We start from the raw sequence: 14113 nt of genomic DNA on the forward strand, positions 1-14113 counted from the left end.
CGCTGTAGCGCCCCATCGTGCCTCGATCAGCCGATCCGAAAAGGATGATTTTTTTCCGGCCGCGCCGCCGCAACGACGCGCCGCACGATGTCCCGCAGCACCGCGGGCGGCAGCTTTTTTCGCGGTTGACTTGCGGTGCTTGCGGCGCGATCCGTGGTCATGGCTCCAGCCGCCAAGTGGCCGAGTCGGCGAAGTTCGCAAAGTCGTGGGACCGCCCGATTATAATCGCCAGCCGAGGCAGATTTGCAGATCTTGGCCAATCACCGGCACGGCAATGGCGCTATTGCTCGACAAACCGCCGGTAGAGCTGCGCGTATGTGCCGCCGAGGGCCAGCAGCTCCGCGTGGCGGCCGCGTTCGACGATTTTACCGTTGTCGAGCACCAGCACCTGGTCGGCATGCCGCACCGTGCTGAGCCTGTGGGCGACGACAAAGCTCGTGCGGCCTTCGAGCAATAAGTTCAATGCTCGCTGGATGCGCGCTTCCGTGATTGTGTCGACGCTGCTCGTGGCTTCGTCGAGGATCAGGATTCGCGGGTCGGCCAGCATCGCTCGGGCGAAGCAGACGACCTGCCGCTGTCCGAGCGACAAGTTGCCGCCGCGCTCGCCGACCGCGGTGGCCATTCCTTCCGGCAGGCCCTCGATCAGGTCGAGGCAATCGAGCCGCCGCACGGCTTCGAACACTTCTTCGTCGGTCGCCTCGGGCCGGCCCACGCGGATGTTTTCCAGCACGGAATCGCTGAACAAGAAATTGTTTTGCAGCACGATGCCGATCTGCCGATGCAGCGAGCTGCTCGTGGTCTGGCAAATGTCGCGGCCATCGATCAGCAACTGGCCGGCAGTGGGCAGATAGAATTTGGCGATTAGATTGATGATCGACGTTTTGCCGCTGCCGGTGTGACCCACCAGGGCGATCATTTCGCCCGGCTCGGCAATGAAATTGACGCCGTGCAACACCAGCCGCTTCGGATCGTAGCCGAACGAAAGATCGTGAAACTCGATGCGGCCGCGGATCGGTTCGAGGTCGGTAGCGGTCGGGGCGTCGCTCCAATCGGCGGGCGTGTCCAGGAGCAGGAACACGCGCTCCGAGGCGGCCATGGCCGTCAGGGCCTGATTGTATTGATTGCCGAGCGTCGAGATCGGAGAGAAAAACATTGATGCCATGAACAAAAACCCGAGCAAATTGCCGACGTCGGTCGGCGCGCCGGGCAAGAGCGCCTTGTAGCCGCCGACGAGCAACAACGCGGCGACGAAAAACTGATTGTTCAAATCCAATAGCGGCAGGAACAGTCCTTGAGCGCGGTTCAGCACGGCGTTGTATTGGGCGTGGTCGGCCACGAGTTCGCCGAACATCTGGCCATTGGTGTCTTGCCGCACATAGCCCTGCGTCAGGCGAATGCCGTTGACGCTCTCGGCCAGCGTTGCCGTCACGCGGCTGAACGATTCGCGCAACCGCCGCAGGGCGATGCTCATCTTGCGGCGAAAATAATGATTGATCGCCGCGAGCACCGGCACTAGCGGCAGCACCATCAAAAACAGCGTCGAATCGAACCACAGCATGCACCCCGCGGCCACGGCCATCTGCCCCAGCGACACGAGGCTGACAAACAGCACTTCTTGAATTCCCATCCGCACGTCTTCCACGTCGGAACTCATGCGGCTGATGATGCGGCCCAGCTTGGTGCGATTGAAAAAGCTCATCGGCAACGTTTGCAGATGCGCGAAAATCTGATTGCGCAAGTCGAACACCACCGATTCACCCAATTCGAGCGCAAGCCGCTGCCGGAAGTGCATGACGAACTGCGTGCTGATCGCCAGGGCGAGAAATGCGACCGCGCCGATTGCGATTCCCGAAGTGCTCCCGCCCGCGACCGGCCCTTTGATCACTGCGGCGGTCAACCACGTCAGAGCCGGCAATTGGATCGCACGAAACAGCACGCACAAGAGCAGCCAATTGCGCTTCGTGGCGTATGGCCCGGTGTATGAAAGCAGCCGCACGATCAGCCGAATATCCAGCGGCCGAGTATCCGCTTCGTACGAATCGTTGCGATCCACGCGCGTCAGCGTTCGATCGACGGTGTAGGTGGTTGCAGACGACATTCGTTAGACGACTCGGTTTTCTCTGCCGATAAGTTGTACGACGCGACACCGCAAGCGAGCCGCGACGCATTCCGTCCTCGCCCGTCCCTCGTCCCTCGCCCCTTTCCTCACGCTGCCGGCATCGCCGCTCCCGCATCGGCCGCTTGCAGCCGGGCGCTGGCCAGATAATGTCCATCGCCTACCAGCAACTGCTGATGCGTGCCGCGCTGCACGATTCGGCCATGATCGAGCACGATCACCATGTCGGCCCGGCGAAGCGTGCTCAAGCGGTGCGCGATCACGAACGTGGTGCGGCCGCGCATTGCAGATTCCATCGCGGCCAGGATTTCGTGCTCCGTACCGGGATCGATCGATGCCAGCGCGTCGTCCAGAATCAGAATCGGGGGCTCGAGCAGGATCGCCCGGGCGATCGCCAATCGTTGCCGCTGCCCGCCCGACAGATTGCAGCCATGCTCGCCGATGACGGTGTTGTAGCCTTCCGGCAATTTGGAAATGAATTCGTCGGCGGCGGCGATGCGGGCCGCGCGCTGAATCTGGGCGAATGTGGCATCCGGTTGGCCGAAGGCGATGTTCGACGCCACGGTGTTGCTGAACAAAAAGCTTTCCTGAAACACCAGCCCGACGTTTCGCCGCAGGTGGTCTAATTCCCAATCGCGCACATCGACGCCATCGACGATCACGCGGCCGAACGTCGCGTCGTAAAATCGCGGAATCAGGCTGAGCAGCGTCGTTTTGCCAGCCCCCGTGGCCCCGACGACGGCGACGCGTTGCCCCGGCCGCACATCAAGCGAAATCTCCTCGATCACGTTCGATTCCGGCCGATAGCCGAACGCAACATTGTCGAACCGCACCGCGCCGCGGCTTTTCGCCGGACGCACCGGTTGCGGCGGGTTTTCCACCTCCAGCGGCGCATCGAGAATCTCGAACACGCGCTCCGCCCCGGTCAGGCTGGCCTGGATGCTGTTGGCGATGTTCGTCACTTGGCTAACTTGATTGGCAAATTGATGCAACAGATTGGCGAACACGAACAGCCCGCCGCCGAGCGCGATCTGCCCGTGGATCACCAGCCATCCGCCGTAGCCGAGCAGCACGACCATGTTCAATTGCGTGAGCAAACCCATCACAGGCTGAAAAATGCTGATCCGGCCGAAGATCCAGTGCATCTGGTCGCGAGCGGCACGGTTGGCGGTCGTGAATTTTTCGATCTCGAGCCGTTCGCGGCCGAAGCCTTTAATCACCGGCACGCCCTGTATATTCTCCGAAAGCACCAGCACCAGCCGATCGATCAACTCGCTGCTGCGCAAATAGGCCGGCCGAACCGTGCGTGAAAATCGCACCGCGGCCCACCACAACAGCGGCGTCGTGGCGAGGCAGGCGAGCGTCAGCAGCACGTGCACCGATAGCATGTAGGCCAGATAAACGGTCAGCGAAAGCGCCACCGTCAGCACCTGGATGATCACCCCGTCGATAAACATTCGCACGGCCTGCACGTCGCCGGCGACTCGATTGATGATCGAGCCGCTCTGATTGGCGTCGAAGAAGCGGAAGCTAAGCCGTTGCAATTTGTCATAGACTTCGGTGCGCAACTGCACCACGATCCTCAGCACGAGATTCGACACGGTGATCGCGGCGCGAAATCGCAGCGCGGCATGCATGAGCGCGAGACCCAGAATCGTGCCGGCGATCAAGGCCACTTGCCCGAGCGGCGACAAACCGGCGGGCGTCCAGCCGAAAGGCCAACGAAGCGGAATACTGCCGGGCAAAACATGATGCCGAATCACGTCGATGCCCAAGCCGGTCAGCCCGAGTTGCGCCAGCGCGAGCACCACCAGCAGCACCTGCTCGCCGACCACATGGACGCAACCCAAACGGTGGCGCCATGCCAGCCCGAGCAGGCGGCGGATCAAGATCCCGTTCGAAAATTCTTTTTGCGGTGGGCTCAACGGCAATGTCGCGGTCTTTAAAGTCTTGGTGCAATCGAGCGGCACATCCAACGCCGGCGCAGCAGCAGTCGCATGCTGGCCGCAAAGGCAGCTAGAACATCACGACCGCGTCGCGGTCCCAAGATCGAAGCAAAGCGGCGGGCGGCGCGCGGAAAGGTCGCTCGCGGCGGCTGGCTGGTGGGGCCGGCTTCGCAAACAAGACTTTCCGAAGGTAGGACAAATACGGAGAATCGTGTCGATTATACTGTGAATTAAGCATCGCCGACAGGATCATCGCTGCCGGGTAGGGGTATCGGCGCCACGCGCTGCGACCGCCGAACCGTACCAAACTTTGGCCGATCGGAAAACGCCGATTCTCGACTGGTTTTTGCTTGTGCCAGCCTTTGGTTGATACGATGTTGCACGACGGTTAGGACACTCGCGGTCGCCAAAGGCTCGGGTTGCTGTTTTTTTCCTTCGCGGCGCGGCAGAACCGACTTTCCATGGATCATTTCCTCCGCGGAGCGCAAGTCGTTCTGCACGATTTCTGGCAGTACGTATTCACCGGCGGAATGCTGATCGCCACGATCGTCGCCTCTTGCCATGCCGCGCTGACGAAACGGAATGTCCGCGGGGCCATTGGTTGGGTCGGCATCATCTGGCTTGTGCCGATCGTCGGCGTCGCGCTTTATGCCCTGCTAGGCATCAATCGCATCAAGCGCCGCGGAACCCTGCTGCGCAGCGGGCAATATCGGGCCGAGCCGCGCGCGCTCGAGCGCGAGGTGCCAGCCGAACAGCTCGAAAAAACGCTCACCGCTCACAACCACCACATGCGAACCCTCGTCGAACTGGTCGGCCGGGTCACCCACCGGCCGCTGTTGGCGGGCAACCGCATCGAAACGCTGGCGGGCGGCGATGCCGCCTATCCCGCGATGCTCGCCGCCATCGACGCCGCCACGCAATCCGTCTCACTGATGAGCTACATCTTCGACAACGATCGCCTGGGCCAGCGTTTCGTCGATGCCTTGAAAGGGGCGGTCGAGCGCGGCGTCGAAGTTCGCGTGTTGGTCGACGCAATCGGGTCGCGCTACAGCTTTCCTTCGATCATCGGCAAGCTGGTGCGGGCCGGCATCCGGGCCGAAAGGTTTTTGGAATCCCTTTTGCCCGGCTATTTCGCCTATGCCAATTTGCGCAACCACCGGAAGATCATGGTGGTCGATGGCCGGATCGGTTTCACCGGCGGGTTGAATATCCGTGCGGCGGAAATGCTTTCGCTTCACACCAGATCGCCGATTCAGGATCTGCACTTCCGTCTGACCGGCCCGGTCGTGCTGCAATTGCAGGAGGTGTTTGCCGAAGATTGGTCGTTTGCCACGAAAGAAGTCCTGTCGGGAGAGCAATGGTTTCCACCGGCAAAGGAGGCGGGAACAGCGCTTGCCCGCGGGATTCGCTCGGGGCCGGATGAAGATCTTGGCGAAATATCGCTGGTGCTCGCTGGGGCGCTATCGTGCGCCCATTCGAGCGTCGCGCTGCTGACGCCCTATTTTCTGCCTGATGAGACATTGATGTCGGCCTTGAACGTGGCGGCGATGCGCGGCGTCCAGGTCGATATCATCCTGCCTAGCAAAAATAATCTGGCACTGGTGCAGTGGGCCTCGACGGCATCGCTTCCGGAACTACTCGAGCATGGTTGCCGGGTTTGGCTATCGCCGCCGCCTTTCGACCATACGAAACTGCTGCTGGTCGACAATCTGTGGAGCCTGGTCGGTTCGAGCAATTGGGACCCGCGCAGTTTGCGGCTGAATTTCGAATTCAATGTGGAATGCTACGATCGCGATTTGGCGAAATCGCTCGGCGAAATGGTGGCCCACAAGCGGAGCGTCGCGCGGCAACTGTCGCCGGTCGACATCAATGGCCGCGCGCTGCCGCTCCGCCTGCGCGATGGCATCGCCCGGCTGCTGTCGCCGTATCTGTGAGAAGGGGCGAGGGGGCGGCGGCCTCCCGCTCACGGCATCTTCGAGCCGCCGATCGGGGTAATTTGACGTAGCAGCCAGACCCCATGTGCCGCCAACGGCAGAGCCGGCCGCGGCCAATGTTGGCGGCACACCCGCCAAGTTCATCTAGGCGACGCTGAATGAAGGCGGGCCCGCATGATGGCTTTCCGCTCACAAAAAGTTCAGAAGACAGGATTGAACGGGCGGCGATCAAGTTTCTTCGCGTTTGGCCTTCCAGTTGCTAATGCCGCTGGATGATTTCCCTGGCTCGCCGAAAAAATCTTGGGCAGACGAAAGAATTCGGCCGTTTTTCGAATGAGCCCGCTTGACAAGCCAGTAATACGTTTGTAATAAATGTATTAACGGCGCAGGCGATTGTGGATTAAACGCTCGGCCTTTTACTGGGATGCCCGCTTCAAGGTCAAAAACCCCTGCAAGGAGAACGGCGATGACCAATCGACACAGGACGGTGCTGGCCACGCTAGCTGCGATGATGACGTTGGCGGTTGCGACTCCGGCACTGGCCCATCCGGGCCATGGCGGTCACGAATTCGCCGATGGCTGGGCGCATCCGTTCAGCGGGCTCGATCATTTGCTGGCGATGATTGCCGTCGGGTTGCTGGCTGTGCGGATGGGTGGCAAGGCGATTTGGATCATGCCCTGCACCTTCATCGCCGCGATGCTGGCCGGTGGCGGATTGGCCGCGTTGGGCGTTCCGATGCCGGGCGCGGAGTGGTGGATCGCCGCGTCGGTGTTGGCGCTGGGAGTGATGGTCGCCGCGACCGGGGTGATTCCGCTGAAATATGGGGCGGCATTGGTGGCCCTATTTGCCGTCTTCCACGGCCATGCGCATGTGCACGAGTTGCTGGGAAGCTCGGCCGCGGCATCGATCGCGCCCTACGCGATCGGTTTCGTCTTGGCGACCGCCATCTTGCACGCCAGCGGGATTGCGATCGGCCTTGGACTTCGCCGATGGGGCCAGCCGATGGCGATGCGTGTCGCCGGCGGCATGATCACCGCCGCAGGTCTCTTGATCCTATGCGGCATCATCCAGGTCTGAAAAATGCCGAATGCCGAATGACTTGAAGAATGAAGAATGAAGAATGAAGAATGACGAATGACGAATGACGAATTCGCGCTGATCCGATCCACGCCAACGATTCGCGATAATCACTAGCCCGAAGCGTTAGCGAGGACGCGAGCCGAAACGCCCAAGCTATCTCGTGCGGGCGTCAGCCGTTGTTATTTAGGTCATCCGTCATTCATTAGGCATTCGTGCATCGTCATTCGTCATGGCGCCTAGGGTGTCGCCTGCGCGTTGGCCAGCACAAGCTGTCCCTGCCGAATGCCCTTCAGACCTTTGAGCTGCGAGGCGACATGCCGCAGCTTGCCGGCCTTTCCACGCAGAATGATCACCTCGAGGCAGGTGTCGTGGTCGAGATGGACGTGGGTCGTGGCGACGACCAAGTCGGTATGCTCGTGCTGCAAGTGGAGCAGCGAATCGGCGAGATTGGCTCGATGATGGTCGTAAACGATCGTGAGTGTGGCGGCCGTTTCATGGTCGTCGGATTCCCAAGCCTGGGCCGTCAGCGTTTGACGGAATATCTGCCGGATCGCTTCGCTCCGCGTGGCGAAGTGGTTTTCCTTGCAATAGCGATCGAATTCGTCGAGCAACTCGCCTTCGATCGAAACGCTGAATCGAACGATGTTTTCCATGAGACCGGAAGGGTGGGACGCCAAAACTGTCTGTCAAATGTCGTACAGCGCGCTGAACTTGCCGCGTAGATGTGCCAGCAGCGGTTCGTGCGATAGGGGCTTGCCGGTTACGCGCTCGACCAAATCGGCCGCCGTATAACATCGGCCGGCGCGATGAATTTTGGTCCGCAGCCAGTCGAGCAGTGCGGCGAAATCGCCCCGGGCAAACGGCGCCGCCAAGCCGCCGAGATCGCGGTCGGCGGCCTCGAAAAATTGCGATGCGAACAAGTTTCCCAGCGAATACGTCGGAAAATATCCGATCAGGCCCGCGCTCCAGTGCACGTCCTGCAGCACGCCGTCGCGATCGTCGGGCGGCACGATGCCCAGCAATTGCCGATATTTTTCATTCCAAGCGCCGGGCAAATCGGCGACCGATAATTCGTCGTTCAACAGCGCCTGTTCCAATTCGAAGCGAATGATGATGTGCAGGTTGTAGGTCGCTTCATCGGCTTCGACACGAATCAGCGACGGACGCACGTCGTTGATGGCGAAATAGAAATCGGCCAGCGATGTTTCGGCAAGCGCCTCGGGAAATGCCTGCTGCGCTTGCGGGAAGAAATGCATCCAAAACGCCCGGCTGCGGCCCACCAGGTTCTCCCACATCCGCGATTGCGATTCGTGAACGCCCAGCGAAACGGAATCGCCCGGGGGCAGACCGAAAAAGTCGGACCGCAAACCCTGTTCGTACAGCCCGTGGCCGGCTTCGTGCAGCACCCCGAAAAACGCGCCGGGAAAATGATGCTCGTCGTATCGGGTGGTCAGGCGGCAATCGTTCGGGCCGAGATGCGTGCAGAACGGATGGGCCGTTACGTCGAGCCGGCCCCGTCGAAAGTCGAAGCCGATCGCCGCGGCAGCCGCCTCGCCGAAATGGCGCTGCGCGTCGATCGGATAATGCCGCGCGAGGATGCCGACGTTCGGCTCCCGTCCGCTTTCGGCGATCGCTGCCACAAGCGGCGCCAGCCGCTGCCGCAGCGCCGACAACACTGCCGCGATTCGCGAAGTTGATCCGCCGGGCTCGAAATCGTCCAGCAGCGCATCGTAGCGGCATTCGGGATAGCCCAGGGCATCGGCTTGTTCGCGCTTCAGCCGGACAATTTTTTCCAGCATCGGGCGGAACGAAGCGAAATCATTGTCGGCTCGAGCCGAAACCCAGGCTTGCTGGCCCAGCGTCGTGGTTCGGGCCAATTCTTCCACCAGCGCTTGCGGCAACTTCACGACCTTGTCGTACTGCCGCTTCAGTTCGTGAATCGTTGCGCCGGTGTCGGAATGACGGTCGGCCGCCAACGGGCTGACGAGCAATTCATCAAGCCACCCGCCGACGTGAGGATCGGTGCGGCGCTCGTGAATCAAGCCGGCCAACAGCGTGATCTGCTCGGCGCGGTAGGCGCCGGCCTGGGCGGGGAGATAGGTGCGCTCGTCCCAGTCCAGCACGGATTCGACCGCCGACAGCAGCCCCGTTTGCCGGGCATGCGATACCAATTGTTCGTAAGCTGCGAGATGAGCGTCTGCCATACTGCGAGCGTAACGGGCGAGCCCGTGGTTCGCAAGCACCGTGCCGGCGTCGCGCCAAGCCCGGCGGAACCGATCTCGTGAAAGCCGTTTTTCAAAGCGGGCAGAGGGGACAGTCTCCAGCGGTTCTGGAACTGTGTCTACCGCGGCACGATCAGCCGCGACTGGATCAACGCGAAGATGCTTCGTGCGACCTCGTCTTTCGAGCCTGCCAGTGCGGCCACCACGCGGCCCGACCGATCGAGAATTTCCACCGTATTATCGGTCGCTCCGATCGCCGCGACTCCGTTGACGACGATCAGATCGCAGTGTTTCTGCTCCAATTTCGCCATTGCGCGGAGATGATGGTCTTCGGTTTCGAGCGCAAAACCGACCAGCCATTGGCCGGAGCGGCGGCCGGCGGCGACCGAGGCCACGATGTCGGGGGTTTCGTGCAGTTCCAACTGCAAGGGAGCGCCCGATTTGCGAATCTTTCGCGGCTCGATATGCGCCGGCCGATAGTCGCACGGAGCGGCGACGCCGATTAGTCCGTCGCAACGGCCAAAATGATCGCGGCAAGCGGCGAGCATTTCATCGGTCGAAACGACGCGAATCACCTCCGCCGCTTGTGGATATTCCACTTCTACCGGCCCCGACACGATCAGCACTTCATGCCCCGCATCCATCGCCGCGGCCGCCAACGCCCGGCCCATCCTACCGGTCGAGGCGTTCGACAAATATCGCACCGGATCGAGATGCTCGCGCGTCGGCCCGGCGGTGATGAGAATGCGCGCCATTGGTCGTTTCCCGCTGCGCCGTGGGCGATTTTGTATTTGCGCCGGAAGCGCTAGCAACGGTGGTTCGTTAGGCGCCCTTGCTTGCGCTGCGGGCTAACCCGCCAACAGACGCTCGATCGCGGACTGGATTTGCTCGGGGTCGGCCATGCGGCCGGGGCCGGTCGTGCGGCAACTGAGCCAACCCTCGTCGGGCCCGACAAGTTCGACGCCGTCGCTGCGAAGTATTTCGGCATTCCGCTGCACGGCCGGATGTTGCCACATGCGGTCGTTCATCGCCGGGGCAAGCAGCACGCGTCCTTTGAACGCCAAATAGACCGTGCCGAGCAGATCGCCGCTCAGCCCATGTGCGGCCTTGGCCATGAAATTCGCCGTCGCGGGAGCGACACAAAGCAGATCGGCGGCGGCCAAATCAATGTGCGAACCGAGTGGATGGCGGGCATTGCCGAACATCCGCCGCAGCACCGGCCGGCCGGTCAATGCGGCGAATGTGTCGGGGCCGACGAATTTTTCGGCCGCTCGCGTCATCACCACATCGACCTGAGCGCCGCTTTGCACGAGCCGGCTTACCAGTGCCGCCGTTTTATAGGCGGCAATTCCACCGGTAACGCCGACCACCAAGCGACGTCCGTTCATAGGTTCGTCAGATCAAGATCGGGCAGGCCGCCCCCTTCATCGTGCTGGCCGGTGATGCGGAGATTCGACGACGTGTCGAGATAGATCTTGTCTTGAATGATCTCTTGGATCACGAGTTCGAGCTTGTTGTCGGTGTCCATGTCCACCAGCGGGCGGCTGCCGCCGTTGATAGCCACCAGGCGCTTCTGGATCAATGTCGACAGCTTGAACCGGCCGCCGACCTTATTGACGATCGCCTCTTCGCGGAGTTCATCGAGCATGCGGTTTCAATCTCCCGGGCTACTGCTGAAGGTAAAAACGCCGTGGTTATATGTTCTTCGTGTGCCACTGGCCCTGCCAGTGCTGCCGACCAGATCGTGTTGTTGTACCGCCTGCCGCAGCGAAAGCGCCAATTCTATCGCGCGGCCGGCACTGTGTTATCGTATGCCCCTTCCGCTTTCAATATCTCGCAAATTTCGCCCACCGCTTCTTCGACCGAGCGATTGACCACTTGATACCGGTAACGGCCGGCAATCGCGATCTCGCGGCGAGCCACTTCCAACCGGCGGCGCACGGCCTCTTCCGACTCGGTGTTTCGCCCCCGCAGCCGGCGCTCCAACTCCTCCGGCGACTCGGGTTGGATAAAGATCGTCAGTGCGTCGGGGTATTGTTCGAGAACCGCGAGCGCGCCCTGAACGTCAATCTCTAAGACTACCCACTTCCCCGCTGCCAATCTAGGGGCAACTTCGCTTCGCAGGGTGCCGTACCAGTAGCCACGGCCGAACACTTCGCAGCATTCCAGAAACTCCCCCGCCTCGCGGCGCCGGGCAAACTCCTCGGGCGGGAGAAAATGATAGTCGCGACCATCGACCTCACCGGGACGGGGAGGCCGGGTCGTGGCCGAAACACTCGCCACCAGCCGCGAGCAGCGCGGATAGACCTGCCCGACCACGGTCGTCTTGCCGACGCCCGACGGTCCCGAGATCACCACCAATCGACCGGCCGAGGATTCAGGCATGCGCTCTATTCTACGTTTTGAATCATCTCGCGGAGCCGCTCGACCGCCGTTTTGATTTCAATGACGTGCCGGGCGATTTCGATATCGCTGCTTTTCGAGCCGATCGTGTTCACTTCCCGAAAGATTTCCTGGGTAAGAAATTCTAGCTTGCGGCCGGAGCTTTCCTTCAGTTCCATGATCGTTTCGTACTGCTCCAAATGGCTGCGCAGACGCACGATTTCTTCGGAAATGTCGGACCGCTCGGCGAAAATGCTGATCTCTCGAATCACATCCGCAGACTCGAGGGCCACGTCGTGATCGGAGAGGATTTTTTTCAATCGCTCTTCGAGCCGGTTGCGGTAGGTTTCGATGGCCAGCGGCGCCCGGACGCCAATCTGCGCCAATTCGGCGCCGATCGCGCGGCAGTTCGACCGCATGTCGTTGGCCATCGCCTGGCCTTCGTCCTGGCGCATGCGGGCCAGGTTGTCCATTGCCGCCGCGAGGACGGTCGAGATCGAAGGCCAATCGTCGTGAGCGTTGCCGGCAGGAAGTTTGCCCTCGTCCACCACGCCGGGGAGCACCAGCAACGTTTCCAGCGCGGTCGGGCGCGGCAAATTCCATTGCGACGGAAGTTCGTTCAACTGCCGCCAATATGCCAGGAGCGCCGGCGTGTTGATTCGAAACGCATCGGCAGCCGCGGGGCGATCGACGCGCAGGTTTACCTGCACCGTGCCGCGCTTGATTCGCTCGCGAACCAGGCCCTCGATCTGCGATTCAAGGGCTGCGTGCCATTCGCCGGTACGGATCGCGATTTTGAAATAGCGGCTGTTGATCGTGCGCACTTCGACCGCGATCGACAAGCCGCCGTCTTGCCGCCGAGCCTCGCCGAAACCTGTCATGCTGAGGAGCAATTTTCCGACTCCGTTTGGACCGCGGCCATCGGCCGTCGGAGAGAAATGCAACGCACGAGAGGGAAGCCAATCTACCTACTTACCCGCGGGAGTAACGGGGGCCGTTGTTTTGCCTGCAGGCGCTGGCGTCGCTGTAGGCGCTGGCGTGGGCGGAGTGGCAGGCGTGGATGCTGGTGCTGCGTTGCCGCTGGCCGGACTTGTGCCGCTCGGGGTTGCTGTGCCGCTCGTTTTTCCGTTGGTTCCGCTTTCGCTGGTCGGGGGCGTGGTGGTCGATCCGCCAGGAGTTGCCGGAGCCGTCTGGTCACTAGAATTGGTGAACCTTGTGCTGCTCGACGACAGCACCCGCAGCGCCACGATGCAGAGCAGGATCCAAAACGCCGCCAAGCCGATCGTAATCTTCGTGAATAGATCGCCGGCCTTGGTTCCGAATGCACTCTGCCCTCCGGCGCCACCGAGTGCTCCGGCCAAGCCGCCGCCGCGACCACGCTGGATCAGCACCACAATAATCAGCACGATCGCGGTGAACGACAGGAAGAATCCGAAAAACGTCGACATGTCCACTCCATTTCCGTTGGATTGAAATTGCTTGACGCCGGTGATTGGCGGATCATAGCAACCCGGCCCGGATTATTCATAGTAGCTCCACTAGCCCGAAGCGTTAGCGAGGGATCGCCGCGAGCGATTTCTCCCTCGCTAACGCTTCGGGCTACTGTTTCGCAGCATATTTCACTTGGCTGCCGCGGCAATCCCGCAAAAATCGGCCACTTTCAGGCAGGCGCCGCCGACCAGCGCTCCGTCGATGTCCGGTTGGGCCAACAGGGAGGCAGCATTGTCGGGCTTGACGCTGCCGCCGTATTGAATCCGCACCGCCATCGCAAGCTCCGCATTGTATCGCTCCGCAAGCATTTTGCGAAGATCATGATGCACTTCTTGGGCTTGCTCGGGCGTGGCGACCTTTCCGGTTCCGATGGCCCAAACCGGCTCGTAGGCAATCACCAACCGGCTGGCCTGCTCCTCCGACAGTTTCGCGAGCGAGCCATCGAATTGGCGCCGGATAACGTCGTGCGTGCGCCCCGCTTCGCGATCGGCCAAGAGCTCGCCGACGCAGACGATCGGTGTCAGGCCGGCGGCGAGCGCGGCCAGCAATTTTTGGTTCACCTCGGCGTCGGTTTCCTTGAAAATCTGCCGCCGTTCGCTATGCCCAAGAATGACGAACTTGCAGCCGAGGTCCAACAGCATTCCGGCGCTGATTTCGCCGGTGTAGGCGCCTTGCGGCTGGTGGTACATATTTTGGGCCCCCAACGCCACCGGGGCGTCGCCCAACGCCTGCCGCACCGCGTCGAGATAGACAAACGGCGGGCATACCACGAGATCGACATGTGGAAAATCGACCGAGCCCTTCGCCACCCCAGCGGCCAAGGCCACCGCGGCCGCGCGGTCCGTGTTCATCTTCCAATTGCCGGCAATCAGAGGGCGTCGCATGGGGGATGTCGGCTTTCGTGTCGGTAGAAATTGTTTGGTGCGAGGACGCCAGCGGGA

Annotated in this window: 13 protein-coding genes; 2 read left to right on the plus strand and 11 right to left on the minus strand. The window is 61.5% G+C overall.

Translation table 11 applies throughout. From position 1 onward, the window contains the following. Nucleotides 1-280: 280 nt before the first annotated feature. Both VHX65_01580 and VHX65_01585 read right to left on the minus strand, forming a co-directional pair. Nucleotides 281-2098, minus strand: a complete 1818-nt coding sequence (locus VHX65_01580; GenBank protein HEX3997218.1) for an ABC transporter ATP-binding protein — start codon at nucleotides 2096-2098, stop codon at nucleotides 281-283. 107 nt (nucleotides 2099-2205) lie between these two features. Then, complete coding sequence (locus VHX65_01585; protein HEX3997219.1) at nucleotides 2206-4005, minus strand: ABC transporter ATP-binding protein; 1800 nt, start codon at nucleotides 4003-4005, stop codon at nucleotides 2206-2208. A 518-nt stretch (nucleotides 4006-4523) separates the two neighbouring features. On the opposite strand from VHX65_01585, the gene cls reads away from it, so the two are divergent. Next, nucleotides 4524-5996 carry a cardiolipin synthase gene (gene cls, locus VHX65_01590; protein HEX3997220.1) on the plus strand — a complete coding sequence of 491 codons (1473 nt, stop codon included), beginning with the start codon at nucleotides 4524-4526 and terminating at the stop codon, nucleotides 5994-5996. Nucleotides 5997-6462: 466 nt separating this feature from the next. After that, the gene (locus tag VHX65_01595) at nucleotides 6463-7074 is read left to right on the plus strand and encodes a HupE/UreJ family protein (protein ID HEX3997221.1); all 612 of its coding nucleotides are present in this window, start codon (nucleotides 6463-6465) and stop codon (nucleotides 7072-7074) included. 239 nt (nucleotides 7075-7313) lie between these two features. On the opposite strand, the gene nikR is transcribed toward VHX65_01595, so the two are convergent. The 9 genes from nikR to tpiA all read right to left on the minus strand — a co-directional run bounded on the left by nikR (nucleotide 7314) and on the right by tpiA (nucleotide 14056). Continuing rightward, complete coding sequence (nikR, locus tag VHX65_01600; protein ID HEX3997222.1) at nucleotides 7314-7730, minus strand: nickel-responsive transcriptional regulator NikR; 417 nt, start codon at nucleotides 7728-7730, stop codon at nucleotides 7314-7316. A 33-nt stretch (nucleotides 7731-7763) separates the two neighbouring features. Next, a complete protein-coding gene (locus VHX65_01605) occupies nucleotides 7764-9281 on the minus strand; it encodes a carboxypeptidase M32 (GenBank protein HEX3997223.1) in 1518 nt (505 codons plus the stop codon). Between the two features lie 137 nt (nucleotides 9282-9418). Continuing rightward, nucleotides 9419-10054, minus strand: coding sequence for a phosphopantothenoylcysteine decarboxylase (locus tag VHX65_01610; GenBank protein ID HEX3997224.1), 636 nt, complete (start codon nucleotides 10052-10054; stop codon nucleotides 9419-9421). Nucleotides 10055-10147: 93 nt separating this feature from the next. Continuing rightward, entirely contained in the window at nucleotides 10148-10687 is a 540-nt protein-coding gene (locus tag VHX65_01615) for a flavoprotein (protein HEX3997225.1), read from the minus strand. Next, the gene (locus VHX65_01620) at nucleotides 10684-10947 is read right to left on the minus strand and encodes a DNA-directed RNA polymerase subunit omega (GenBank protein HEX3997226.1); all 264 of its coding nucleotides are present in this window, start codon (nucleotides 10945-10947) and stop codon (nucleotides 10684-10686) included. The genes VHX65_01615 and VHX65_01620 overlap by 4 nt, the downstream gene beginning before the upstream one ends. A gap of 134 nt (nucleotides 10948-11081) precedes the next feature. Continuing rightward, a complete protein-coding gene (gene gmk / locus VHX65_01625; protein HEX3997227.1) occupies nucleotides 11082-11684 on the minus strand; it encodes a guanylate kinase in 603 nt (200 codons plus the stop codon). Between the two features lie 5 nt (nucleotides 11685-11689). Continuing rightward, nucleotides 11690-12574 carry a YicC/YloC family endoribonuclease gene (locus VHX65_01630; GenBank protein ID HEX3997228.1) on the minus strand — a complete coding sequence of 295 codons (885 nt, stop codon included), beginning with the start codon at nucleotides 12572-12574 and terminating at the stop codon, nucleotides 11690-11692. A gap of 75 nt (nucleotides 12575-12649) precedes the next feature. Continuing rightward, the gene (gene secG, locus VHX65_01635) at nucleotides 12650-13129 is read right to left on the minus strand and encodes a preprotein translocase subunit SecG (protein ID HEX3997229.1); all 480 of its coding nucleotides are present in this window, start codon (nucleotides 13127-13129) and stop codon (nucleotides 12650-12652) included. A gap of 171 nt (nucleotides 13130-13300) precedes the next feature. Further along, the gene (gene tpiA / locus VHX65_01640) at nucleotides 13301-14056 is read right to left on the minus strand and encodes a triose-phosphate isomerase (protein ID HEX3997230.1); all 756 of its coding nucleotides are present in this window, start codon (nucleotides 14054-14056) and stop codon (nucleotides 13301-13303) included. Nucleotides 14057-14113 lie beyond the last annotated feature (57 nt).

It is taken from the genome of Pirellulales bacterium, assembly GCA_036267355.1.
Lineage (GTDB): Bacteria > Planctomycetota > Planctomycetia > Pirellulales > DATAWG01 > DATAWG01.